At 42.2% G+C, this 12469-nt stretch carries 12 protein-coding genes; 6 read left to right on the top strand and 6 right to left on the bottom strand.

All coding sequences use genetic code 11. The features are described 5' to 3' along the window. Window positions 1–131 precede the first annotated feature (131 nt). Window positions 132–596: a hypothetical protein gene (locus H6G40_RS13890; protein WP_002735666.1), complete on the bottom strand. Its 465-nt coding sequence runs from the start codon at window positions 594–596 to the stop codon at window positions 132–134. Window positions 597–781: 185 nt separating this feature from the next. Between H6G40_RS13890 and H6G40_RS13885 the strand changes: the two genes are divergently transcribed. From H6G40_RS13885 to H6G40_RS13875, 3 genes are all read left to right on the top strand, one after another. Beyond that, complete coding sequence (locus tag H6G40_RS13885; protein ID WP_002735204.1) at window positions 782–2251, top strand: TldD/PmbA family protein; 1470 nt, start codon at window positions 782–784, stop codon at window positions 2249–2251. 2 nt (window positions 2252–2253) lie between these two features. Continuing rightward, a complete protein-coding gene (locus H6G40_RS13880; RefSeq protein WP_190537830.1) occupies window positions 2254–2856 on the top strand; it encodes a DUF456 domain-containing protein in 603 nt (200 codons plus the stop codon). A gap of 93 nt (window positions 2857–2949) precedes the next feature. Beyond that, window positions 2950–4293, top strand: a complete 1344-nt coding sequence (locus H6G40_RS13875; RefSeq protein ID WP_190537828.1) for a TldD/PmbA family protein — start codon at window positions 2950–2952, stop codon at window positions 4291–4293. A 477-nt stretch (window positions 4294–4770) separates the two neighbouring features. Here the strand turns inward: H6G40_RS13875 and H6G40_RS13870 are convergent, their stop codons facing one another. The 3 genes from H6G40_RS13870 to H6G40_RS13860 form a co-directional block, all read right to left on the bottom strand. Next, entirely contained in the window at window positions 4771–5208 is a 438-nt protein-coding gene (locus tag H6G40_RS13870; RefSeq protein WP_190537827.1) for a DUF29 domain-containing protein, read from the bottom strand. Between the two features lie 251 nt (window positions 5209–5459). Then, window positions 5460–5726: a choice-of-anchor I domain-containing protein gene (locus H6G40_RS13865; RefSeq protein WP_190537841.1), complete on the bottom strand. Its 267-nt coding sequence runs from the start codon at window positions 5724–5726 to the stop codon at window positions 5460–5462. 17 nt (window positions 5727–5743) lie between these two features. Next, window positions 5744–6211 carry a choice-of-anchor I domain-containing protein gene (locus H6G40_RS13860; RefSeq protein WP_242028757.1) on the bottom strand — a complete coding sequence of 156 codons (468 nt, stop codon included), beginning with the start codon at window positions 6209–6211 and terminating at the stop codon, window positions 5744–5746. Window positions 6212–6368: 157 nt separating this feature from the next. Between H6G40_RS13860 and cysE the strand changes: the two genes are divergently transcribed. Next, entirely contained in the window at window positions 6369–7142 is a 774-nt protein-coding gene (gene cysE, locus H6G40_RS13855; RefSeq protein WP_002792459.1) for a serine O-acetyltransferase, read from the top strand. A 97-nt stretch (window positions 7143–7239) separates the two neighbouring features. Next, complete coding sequence (uvrA, locus tag H6G40_RS13850) at window positions 7240–10152, top strand: excinuclease ABC subunit UvrA (protein ID WP_002737693.1); 2913 nt, start codon at window positions 7240–7242, stop codon at window positions 10150–10152. Here uvrA and H6G40_RS13845 read toward each other — a convergent pair. Continuing rightward, window positions 10109–10885, bottom strand: a complete 777-nt coding sequence (locus H6G40_RS13845; RefSeq protein WP_002754293.1) for a class I SAM-dependent methyltransferase — start codon at window positions 10883–10885, stop codon at window positions 10109–10111. The genes uvrA and H6G40_RS13845 overlap by 44 nt on opposite strands. Before the next feature lie 285 nt (window positions 10886–11170). Here H6G40_RS13845 and H6G40_RS13840 point away from each other — a divergent pair, with 285 nt between their 5' ends. Continuing rightward, window positions 11171–11893 carry a hypothetical protein gene (locus H6G40_RS13840; RefSeq protein WP_042790633.1) on the top strand — a complete coding sequence of 241 codons (723 nt, stop codon included), beginning with the start codon at window positions 11171–11173 and terminating at the stop codon, window positions 11891–11893. 82 nt (window positions 11894–11975) lie between these two features. Here H6G40_RS13840 and H6G40_RS13835 read toward each other — a convergent pair whose 3' ends face one another. Further along, the gene (locus H6G40_RS13835; RefSeq protein ID WP_202950801.1) at window positions 11976–12266 is read right to left on the bottom strand and encodes a PIN domain-containing protein; all 291 of its coding nucleotides are present in this window, start codon (window positions 12264–12266) and stop codon (window positions 11976–11978) included. Between the last annotated feature and the right edge of the window lie 203 nt (window positions 12267–12469).

Below are 12469 nucleotides of genomic sequence, written 5' to 3'. Positions count from 1 at the left end.
ATCCTATATTTGACCTCGATTAGTATCACCAGAGACTAAACAATTAATTGAGCAGCTATTGCTCCACTGCGATAACCTAAGTTCGGAATCAGGGAAAACGGCAAAATTTCCCTAATCCGAACTAAACTTGATTACAAAACCTTGTGGGTGTGAGAATGTTGTTTGACGTTATCCTCCGTCCGCACCACATGAACAGCATTCAAGATGCGTTTTTTCTCTAGGGAAAAGTTTAAATCGTCTTTTTGGCCGCCCAAGGGGATTAACCCTTGTAGGTGGGGTTGATTTTTATAGGTGCGAGTTGCAGCAATCGCCCTTTCGACAAAATTCTCGCATAATTGGGCATTATCGGGGAAATTACTGGGTATTTGAGGATTATCGTCCTGAAATACCTCTCCTAAACTCATGGCGCGGGCAAATTCGTAGGAAGTGGGAATTCCTTTGACAATTGCCTCTAGGGCTGCCGAGGGAATCGGTTCTAACACCGCCACTTTTTCTAATTCTCCCTCCTGTTTGAGAAAACAAATCGCTAAACCGAATACACAATAATCATCTTTTGTCAAGTCAGAAATGTTTAAGAATTGTGTCGCTGTGGCCATTATTTTAATCCTGAGTCGCTCTTTATTTAATCTTGCGGGCGATCAGCGATCGAATCAAGGTTTTTATTAAGAGATATGAAGGAGAAAAATTTAGCAGGGTTAGGCCACGCTAACGCACCCCCAATACGGAAAAAACTGATAGCTGTTAGACTAGAAACCAGCAGATTAACTGATAAACGAGCTTTATGTCACCCACTCTACTCATCTCCAAAGAACTCCCCACCCTGAAATATAATCCTAGTCTGGAGCGCTTTGATAGCTCTTGGGCGGCCCCTTTGTCCACTCTCCTGGGACTGGGACGGGCTGCCGGGGCGACTTTTATCGAATTTTTCCTGGAAAGAGTCAACTATATCAGTTGTTTAGCCGAAGATGACAGCATCACCAGTCTCTCACCGAAACTATCTACAGGGGCAGGAATCCGCCTTTTTCGCGGTAAAGCTGATTGTTATGTCAGTACCAACGATTTAAGCTTCCAAGGCTTAAAAAATGCCCTAGAAAAAGGTTTATCGATTCTCGGTTTAAACCTACCCAGTCCTAACGCGTATATTCCCGAAATCAATCTGGAAATGTTCCGGGATTATGCCACGGTCAAAAATAAAGATATTTGGCTGAATAATTGCAGTTCTTTGCGAGAAATGGGTGATATTCTCCTAACTGCTAACGTTCACCTCAATCAGAAAGCCTCTCACGTCCAATCTCGTCGCGCCGCTTATTTTCGCGATTGGCAAGAAATTTTAGTTGCCGCTAGTGATGGCACTTTTGCCCGGGATATTCGCCTCACCCAATCCGTGGGCTATAATCTCCTCTGTGCCGATGGGACTAATCGTTCTAGCATTGGTAAACGGGTGGGTAGTACCAGTAATCCCGATTTTCTGCGGACGTGGAATGCTGAGGAATCGGCGGCAGAAGTGGCCGAATCGGCGGGTAAAATGCTTTACGCTGACTATGTAGAATCCGGCAGTTATCCCATCGTCATGGCCAATGAATTTGGCGGCGTTATCTTCCACGAAGCTTGTGGCCATTTGCTAGAAACTACGCAAATTGAGCAAAAAACCACACCCTTTCTCGATAAAAAAGGCGAAAAAATCGCCCACGAAAATCTGACGGCTTGGGACGAAGGATTATCCGATAAAGCTTTCGGTACTATCGATATGGACGATGAGGGAATGCCGGCCCAGCGTACTCTCCTAATTGAAAATGGTATCCTAAAAAACTTCATTGCCGATCGCACTGGTTCAATTAAAACCGGTCATCCGCGCACGGGTAGCGGTCGCCGTCAAAACTACACCTATGCGGCCGCTAGTCGGATGCGGAATACCTACATCGCTCCTGGGGAATATACCCTCGATAATCTCTTTAATTCCATCGATAAAGGCATTTATTGCAAAAAAATGGGCGGTGGTAGTGTGGGGGCGACCGGTGAATTTAATTTCGCCGTCGAGGAGGCCTATCTTATCGAAAATGGCAACCTGACTAAACCCCTGAAAGGCGCGACTTTAATCGGTTCAGCTAAGGAGATTATGAATAAAATCTCTATGTGTTCCCAAGATTTAGGACTAGCGGCGGGTTTTTGCGGTTCTGTCAGTGGTAGCGTTTATGTCACCGTTGGTCAACCCCATTTAAAAGTCGATTCTATTACCGTTGGCGGTCGTTAATCATGGCTTTAGTAATTCTCTACTATTTCCTCATCGCCATCATGATAGTGGGGATAATTGGCGAACTGCTGCCCGCTGTCCCCGGCATGAGTTTGATTTTAATCGCCATGGTGGTGTGGGGTTTTGTCACCAAATTCGCGGGGATGGGGGTCGCTTTAACCGTGGCCTTTGTTGTCCTTCTCCTCAGTATCGGGGTGGAATTCCTCGCTAGTTATCTCGGCGCCCAAAAAGTTGGGGCGAGCAATTGGAGCCAAATCGGGCTAGTAGTGGGCTTATTAGCGGGAATATTCGGGCTTTTACCGGCTTTACCCATTGGCGGCCCGATTATCGGCCTATTTGTCGGTCCTGTGGTCGGGGCTTTTGTCGGAGAATACGCCTATCGTCGCGATTTGGAATTAACCCCCCGTTTGCAACAATCCCTAAAAGTCTGTGTCGGTATCGTCGTCGGTACGGTTATCGGTCACGTTGCCAAAGCTATGCTGGCTACGGCTGCCGTTATCGTCTTTATTGTCACTACCTGGCCGAATCTCTCTTCAGTTATCAGTTACCAGTTATCAGTTATCAGCTATCAGTTTTCAGATTTGAGTTCTTTGTTTTTCAATTAATCAGCCATTTTTCTGATAAATATCACTTTTATCTAGCTGACTGCTGATGGCTGACCGCTCAATTCTACATTCATCTCATTTCTGACCAAATCTATGCCAAAAGTTGAAGATATCGCCCAAATCGCTAATTCTAGCGCCCAAGCTTTAGGAATTGCTAAATACGACATCTATGGTTCTTCTGTGGATGAAACCGATGTGGATGTGTTTCAAGGGGAACCGAAACAGGTACAAGCTTCCAATCGTTCCAGCGTTATCGTTCGCGTCTGGAATCGGGATAATCAAGTCGGTGTCACCTCGACCACCGATGTGGACCTGGTGGGACTGCAATTAGCCCTGAAAACCGCCCAAGAAGCCAGCTTTTTTGGCGTTAAGGAAAATGTCCCCGATTTTAGTCCCGCTGCCACCGCACCTACCACAGAAGTGGCCAGCGAAATGTCTAATCAAGCACCTGTATCCACTCTCGTCGATAAGTTATTAGCCGCCGAAAAATCCTTACTAGCAGCCCATCCAGCTATTGCCAGTGTTCCCTATAACGGTTTGGGACAACAGCAGGTCAGACGTTTTTATCTCAATAGCGACGGGGCAATGCGTCAGGAAGCGCGTAGTTATGCCAGTGTGTATTTATACACCAAAACCGAACAGGAAGGCAAAAAACCCCGCAGCGCCGGTGCTTTTCGGGTTAGTCCAGGACTGGAAAAATTAGATATCGATGGTTGTATCGAGGAAGCGATTAGCAAAACTGTTAGCCATCTGGACTATCAACCGATTACCACGGGTAAATATTTGGTGGTTTTTGCCCCCCGCGCCTTTTTGAGTCTAATGGGAGCATTTTCTAATCTGTTTAATGCCCAAAATATCCTTGATAAACAGAGTCTTTCTACTCCTGAATCTTTGGGAACACAAATCGCCGCTACTGCCTTAAATTTGTGCGATGATTCCCTCCATCCGGCTAATGTTGCCGCAGAAACTTTTGATAGTGAAGGTACTCCCACCCGTCGTGTGGAATTAATTAAAGAGGGGATCTTGAGTAATTTTCTCCACAGCACGATTACCGCTAAACGGATGAATACGGAACCAACTGGCAACGGTAACATTGGGGCAAAAGTAACGGTTAGTCCCCATTTTTATCACGTTTTTGCTAGTGCTAATCAACCCAAAAGCTATTCTTTGGAAACGGCAGAAAATGTGGTTTTAATTGATAGTTTACAGGCACTTCATGCAGGAGTTAATTCTCTACAAGGTTCCTTCTCTTTGCCCTTTGATGGTTGGTTAGTGAACAAAAATGAGCGCATTAGCATCGATTCCGCTACCGTAGCCGGAGATATTTTAACACTGCTGAAATCGATTGTTTATCTGGAACCGGAAGTAGTTATTACTCCCAGTGGTGTTTGTCCCTACGTTTGGGTAGAGGGTTTATCAATCACGGGAGAAGCTTAACACTATACCTGACCAAAAATAGGGGGTATTAACCAGGGTAATACCCCCGCAAGATGGATGTTAATTTTATAGTCGTGGGTAAGCTGTTGACCGTGCAAATTATACTAAATCTGGTTATTAAAAACTGATTATTTATTCCCCTTTTTGTCTTTTGCATGAGTAGAAAACGGGTTTCTCGGAGAAACCCGTTTTCTGTGAGTTACTCAACGGATTTAGTATAAATCTGGTTATTAAAAACTGATTAGGGTTTGCGGCAAAAAGTACGGGCGAAGCATTCGGATAGAAAATCTACGGTTTCACCGATAGGTTATTGCCCGAATGCTTCGCCCCTACAGGACGCGGGCCGATGAAGACCCAAGGTTTTGAAGCACGATTCTCTCAAAATCTTGCACCTGTGAGAGCAAAACAGGACACTAAAACCCTTATCTCGTCTATATTTCACATTTATTCAGCTTTAGTATTACTCCTAATTAAGAACTATTTTTCCGCTGGGGGAAACCAATTATCATCTAATGTTTGTTCGAGGGATATACGAGCGTCTGAATTAAGGGAAAAAAGCTGAGAAACCGATTTAATCGCCACTGGATAAACTTTATCATACATGGCTGCTAATTCTGGCCGTAAGCTGGGACTATCTTCTAAACGCTGCTGAATTTGGGCGCGAAAATTGACTATTGCTGCCGCCCAATGATTACCTGACCGTTTTTTTTCTTCTTGCCAATAAGCCAGCTTTAAAAGATGTTCGATAAGACGGGTTAACAGACTCATTAAAGCTCGTCTATCACTTTTTCCCATACTCTCGATTTCTTCAATTAAATTATCCCAATCCACTTGCTCAAAATTGCGCTCTTGTAAATGTTTTACTGTCTCTTTTAGCCATTGATTATAATCAGTTTCGTAGGCAGTTGACGACATAATTTAACTCTCCATAGAAAATTACTTAAATGGCTCTCTATCTAGGGCTGGCTGAATACATCTAAACACCTTTTTGGCTAAGACTTTTAGACTTTTTTTCTCAAAAAGTATATCAGATCTGGGAGTGATCGGGGGAAAAATTAAGGTACTTTTTCCCTGAAAATTAGCTAATTGACCCCGGCGGTTCGACAGGCTCACCGCTGAAGCCCACACCCCACCCCCCACGAAAAACTTTTTGCCGCAAACCCTAATTAGCAATACCCTCTTTTTTTCAAACTATAACCAGCTAATCCGATGGTTAGCAATCCTAAAACTGCGCTAGGTTCTGGGACAGGTTTGATGGAATAAATCGCCAGATTACGACTAACTTCATTGGCCACAATTAACGGGGGAGTACCATTGGGACTATCGGCAGCGGGAATGAATAATAATCCTTCGGGAGAGATATCGCCTAATTGCCAATCGTTGATATAATCAACAAAGAAAGGATGACTAGGGCTGGTGATATCATAAACCATGAAACCGCCAGCCCTTTCTATTCCCACAAAAGTATAGGGACGATATTATTTTCCTGTAGAGACACCCATGCAGTGGTTCCATTGTCGGAAACGGTGATGTATTCTGGTTCCACATCTTGGGAAACCGTTTGACTGGGGAAAATACGAACTCCCTGACTTCTTAAAGTGTTCTTTTGACCATTAAAACCGGTAAAGGTGGCAGTGTTGACCGTGGCATTGAGAACACTGATGCTAAGGTCAATAATACTAACGGAACTATTGGGATTGATCCCTCCTTTCGCTTCCCCTTCATTAGCGACCAAAACCCGATTACCGTCAGGAGTGAAGGTTAACATATCTGGTAAAGTGCCCACAGTCACCTGACTCTCAAAGACACCATTAGTATTGAAAAAAACCACACTGCCCTTATTGGTAATCTGACTAGCTTCCATGGCCACGATACCATTTTTGATGGCAACGCTGTTAACCCCTTTTTTCAGTCCCAAGTTAAAGGAAGATTAAACAAGAGAGAAATTAAGAATATCTTCAAAATTTGGACAAAGGTAGTACAGGCGAACTAAGAAAACGGGTTATTCGATCGCTTTTTAGTTGAACGGCTCATTTACCGGAGTGATAACATGGATTAGTATAAGCTCGATCAATATGGAATCAAGACTCGTGTTATCTATTCTCCTAGCCGATTTCAAGATCATTTTTGAACGTGACCCCGCTGCCCGCAACTGGTTAGAGGTAATGTTTTGTTATCCTGGATTACAGGCTTTACTGTGCCATCGCTTCGCCCATTGGCTATATCACATCGGGATTCCCTTTATTCCCCGTTTAATTTCCCATCTTGCCCGTTTTCTGACTGGTATTGAAATTCACCCCGGCGCCCAAATTGGTCAGGGTGTTTTTATCGACCATGGCATGGGAGTGGTCATCGGAGAAACCGCCATTGTCGGTGATTATGCCCTCATCTATCAAGGAGTTACTTTAGGAGGGACGGGGAAAGAAAGCGGTAAACGTCACCCGACTCTAGGGGAAAATGTGGTCGTCGGCGCTGGGGCTAAGGTTTTAGGTAATATTTATCTGGGTAATAACGTTCGCGTCGGCGCTGGTTCTGTGGTTCTGCGGGATATTCCCGCCGATTGTACCGTTGTTGGTGTACCCGGTCGTTTAATCTATCGCGCTGGGACGCGGGTGGAACCCCTCGAACACGGTGATTTACTCGACTCGGAAGCGGTGGCTATTCGCGCTTTGGTGGACCGTATTGAACAACTGGAAAAACAAGTGTACGAATTGCGCCTAGAACGGTCAAAAGAACCAGATTATCGGATTAATTGCCCAGTTTTAGCCCATTTAGAAGAAGAAGCCAGTCATAGCTGTTGCCCGGCAGCTGATCGGGATATGCGCGAGTTTCTCGAAAGAGCGGTTTAACCCCGATAATCTTCTGATATGATAGAAGACTGGTTTTTTAGTAGCTGAAACCCATTCGTCAAGGCTATGATTGTTTAGGACTACTTGGCACCGTCCGATGGCTCAAACTGACTCAATCCGTATTCGTGGCGCCCGACAACACAATCTCAAAAATGTTGATCTCGAATTACCCCGCAATCAGTTGATTGTTTTTACGGGAGTTTCGGGATCGGGCAAATCTTCCCTCGCTTTCGACACTATTTTTGCCGAGGGACAGCGCCGCTATGTGGAATCCCTCAGCGCCTACGCGCGTCAATTTTTGGGACAATTGGATAAACCCGATGTGGATGCGATCGAGGGTTTAAGTCCGGCTATTTCCATTGACCAAAAATCCACTTCCCACAATCCCCGTTCTAGTGTGGGAACTGTAACGGAAATTTACGATTACTTGCGTTTATTGTTCGGTCGTGCCGGTGAACCCCATTGTCCCCATTGCGATCGCAATATTGCCCCCCAAACCATCGATCAAATGTGCGATCGAGTGATGGAATTAGCCGATAAAACCCGATTTCAAATCTTAGCTCCAGTAATTCGCGGCAAAAAAGGCACCCATAAGCAATTAATCTCTAGTTTGGCCTCCCAAGGCTTTGCCCGGGTGCGGATTGACGGCAAGGTAGTAGAATTATCCGAGGGCATCGAGTTAGATAAAAAACATCTTCATGATATCGAAATTGTTATAGATCGCCTGATCAAAAAAGAGGGTTTACAGGAAAGATTAGTGGATTCTTTAACCACTTGTTTAAAGCACTCCGACGGTGTAGCGATTGTGGAAATTCTCGATGAGAATAACGAAGATAATCCCGAAGTTACCAAAGAAATTGTCTTTTCTGAAAAATTTGCCTGTCCCGAACACGGGGCAGTTATGGAGGAATTATCCCCCCGTTTATTCTCTTTTAATTCTCCCTATGGTGCTTGTCCCAACTGTCACGGATTGGGCAGTTTACGGAAATTTTCGGCAGATTTAGTCATTCCAGACCCAAAACAGCCGGTTTATTCTGCTATTGCCCCCTGGTCAGATAAGGATAATTCCTACTATCTTTCTCTCCTCTACGGTTTAGGGCAAGCTTTAGGTTTTGAAATTCAAACTCCTTGGCAGAAACTAACAAAAACCCAGCAGGATATCATTCTCTATGGGAGTAAAGAACCGATCTATTTTGAAGATGATTACCGTTACGATACTGGTCGCGGTTACTATCGAGAATTTGCCGGAGTTATCAATATCTTAGATAGGAATTATCAAGAAACCACCTCGGAAGTTATTAAACAAAGACTAGAAAAATATATTGTTAACCAAACCTGTGAAGTTTGTCACGGAAAAAGATTAAAACCGGAAGCTTTATCGGTACGTTTAGGAGAATATACGGTCACGGATTTTACCGGAGTTCCCATCCGGGATTGTTTGCAGAGAATTAATGATTGTCATTTAACCCCAAGACAAGCATTGATTGGAGAATTGGCCCTGAAAGAAATCAAAGCGAGACTACAATTTTTAATCGATGTGGGATTAGATTATCTTACCCTCGATCGACCGGCGATGACTTTATCTGGGGGAGAATCCCAACGAATTCGATTAGCCACTCAAATTGGTTCGGGATTAACAGGAGTATTATACGTTCTCGATGAACCTAGCATCGGATTACACCAAAGAGATAATAGTAAACTGTTAGAAACCCTGCAAAGATTGCGAGATTTAGGTAATACTTTAATCGTCGTCGAACACGATGAAGAAACGATTCGGGCAGCTGATTATTTGGTCGATATCGGTCCAAAAGCGGGCATTCATGGCGGAGAAATCATCTGTCAAGGCAGTTTTAAAAGTCTTTTAAAGTCGAAAAAATCGATAACAGGAGCCTACCTATCGGGACGCAAAGTTATTGAAACTCCTCCCCAAAGAAGGTCTGGGAATGGTAATGCTTTAGTCTTAAAAAATTGCCATCAAAATAACCTAAGAAATATTGATGTAACGATTCCTTTAGGAAAATTAGTCTCGATTACGGGGGTATCTGGTTCAGGCAAATCTACCCTAATTAATGAGTTATTATATCCGGCTTTACAACATCATTTAACCCGTTTAACTCCCTTCCCCAAAGAGTTAGATAAAGTGGAAGGATTGGACGCGGTTGATAAAGTAATTGTCATCGACCAATCACCGATAGGACGCACTCCTCGGTCAAATCCTGCCACCTATACGGGGGTTTTTGACATTATTCGCGAGATTTTCACCGAAACCATCGAAGCAAAAGCTAGGGGTTACAAAGCGGGGCAGTTTTCTTTTAATGTTAAGGGAGGACGCTGTGAAGCTTGCCTAGGCCAAGGGGTAAACGTCATCGAGATGAATTTTCTCCCCGATGTCTATGTGCAGTGTGATGTGTGTAAAGGGGCGCGTTATAATCGGGAAACCCTACAGGTTAAGTATAAAGGTTATTCGATCGCCGATGTCTTAGATATGACGATCGAGGAAGCATTAAAAGTCTTTGAAAATGTCCCCCGGGCCACCACCAGATTACAAACTCTCGTGGATGTGGGTTTAGGATACTGTAAACTTGGCCAAAGCGCTCCCACTTTATCCGGTGGGGAAGCACAAAGGGTAAAATTAGCGGCCGAATTATCCCGACGGGCCACCGGAAAAACCCTATATTTGATTGATGAACCGACTACGGGTTTATCTTTTTATGATGTGCATCATCTCTTAGATGTGTTACAAAGATTGGTCGATAAAGGTAATTCGATTATCGTCATCGAACATAATCTCGACGTGATTCGCTGTAGCGATTGGATTATTGATTTGGGACCGGAAGGAGGGGACAAGGGAGGAGAATTAATCGCGGTGGGAACACCGGAAACCGTGGCTAAATGTGAAAGATCCTACACTGGTCATTATCTTGCCCAAGCATTACTTCAATATCCCCCAAAAAAGCGGGATAATATTAGGGAAGAACACAGAGATAATAAAGCCAATGATCAAGATTAGTATTTAACTCTTGTTCGCTCTTAATTTCCTGACCGGTTTTCCAAGAATAAATTTTAATCTCTTGAAAGTAAGACCTTAACTGTCTTAATTGTTCTTTGGGTGTGGCGTAATAATTTTGGAGACGAAAATTATGGGGTTCATCCCGAATAATTGCATAGTCAGCAGTCAATAACTGTTCGTAGCTAAGAGAGGGATTACAGACCCGCAAAATCACCCAGATGACTAAATTGACATAGCTACTAAAAGGATTGAAACTAATCTTTTTTTTCCAATCGAATTCTGGGATAATTCCCTGAAGATTATGACTAGAAAAACAAAAATAACCGCCCGCTTTACCGATGCGGCTAATTTCCTCTAAAACTAGAAAACGGTCAGCAGGGGAAATATAATCAATGCCATTAAAACTAAAGAGAATAAAATCAAAATAATTATCCGCAAATTGTTCTAGATTTCTAGCATCGGCCACTTGCCAGACTAAATGGGGGAATTTTTGACGACAAGCGGCGATCATTTCCGCAGAATAATCAACCCCGATATATTCTCCCACAAGAGGGGCAAAATACTTCGTAGTCCGTCCCGCACCTACCCCTAAATCAAGCATTTTCATGGTTGATAAACGCTCTTGCAGCAGGGTTAAAATTGTCTTTTCTGCCGGCTGTAGTGCGGTTAATTGGGCATAATAACCGACAATACTAGGGTCTCTATAGGTTTGATGATTTTTGTCCTTAATCATTCTCGATCGCTCTTTCCTACTGCCATCTTTAAGAAAATATTTAGACTATCATAAGATGCGCTTAAATTATCCAATTGGCATCAATGGAGATTTTTAGTTCTTTTGTCTTATCTACAAGGATAGCATTTTCCAAAAGTGATAAAAGAAATGTAAAGTTATTTTATAGTAGTTGTCTTTGGTGTCTGTCTGTGTTACAATTACCACAACCAGTCATTATTAACACTTAGATAAAAAACTTCAAATATTATCTTAATCAATAGGAAAAAACATTTGTCTTGAGATGATATGAACAAAACTATTTTGAGCAATGCAATATTTATGACGTTTTTTTTATCGACGGTTAGTCATGGATATACTCAGAATGAGGCTTCTTTTCCTATTCGAGCTTTGGAAGGAGATAATTGTAATCGAGTAGTTGAATTGATCTATCAATCAGAAAAATTAGCATCAAATGACTCTAGCACAAAAGTTTATTTTGAAGGGTTTTTAAGAAGAATAGGAAAAGATGAAGATCAAACAAATACATCGGGATTTTGTGAACCAGCAACGGACAGGGAAACTCTATCTATTAAGATTATTATTGAAAATAATAATGAAATAAAAAAGATTGAATTACGTTCAGAAAAATTTCCTGGATATATAATATTCACACCCATATCTTTCGATATAAAAAATAATTATATTTTAGCTCGATACTATTTAGCTAATAACTGGGGTTCAGTAGATACTGGATATTTCACATACGATCTAAAATCCGATAAATTATCTTATATAGAAGCTTGTCAAGAAGAAGATTGGGTCGAATATAGAGGCTTTATTTCTTCATTAGAAATTGCTTTTAAGTGTTCTTCTTACGGTCAAGATCCAACAGAAACATCATTTATTTATGATATTTTTAATTCTAGCAATGGTCAAGTTTATCGAGTCAGAGAAAGAATCAGAATCAAACACGAAAGATTTGGTGAAATTGTTGATGAAATGTCAATCATCAAAAGGCAGGTTTTTTAATTAAATAGATCCTGCTAATACTGTATCAAAAATTATAGCTAGTTTAACGCTATTTTACGTTATTTTATAGTATTAGCCATAATTAAATCTCCCAGTCTTCATATTTTAAACCATCTATACGACTGAATTCACGGATATTATGAGTGATTAAAATTAACTCATTAGTCATAGCAAGAGCTGCAATTTGTAAATCATAACCACCGATAGGAATACCTAATTGATTTAATTGAGAACGAATTCTTCCAGCAATTTTTGCAGAATTTTGGTCAAAAGGTAAAATACTAAATTGATTACAGAAACGCTCTAGCTTTGCTAAATTTTGCTCTTTCCTACTGCTTTTGTAAGCCCCATAATATAATTCTAATTGTACCACAGTAGCTGAGAGGGGGACAAGCGAGCTAGAAGGTAGATAGGGCAAGCGATATCGCTCTTTGTCCTTTGATGTAATCCTTCAACCGATAGCGGCTAATTTGCCTTAGCTCTTCTATATTTTTTTGGAACATTTGATGTAGCTGGAGCCAATGATAGAGATGTTGACCCACATAAAAACTGCTGTGTCTGCGTTGACCTTTATAT

The organism is Microcystis viridis FACHB-1342 (assembly GCF_014698335.1).
GTDB classification, from domain to species: Bacteria; Cyanobacteriota; Cyanobacteriia; order Cyanobacteriales; family Microcystaceae; genus Microcystis; species Microcystis ichthyoblabe_A.
Note: the sequence above shows the minus strand (reverse complement) of the source record. Positions and strands in the feature narration are given on the sequence as shown.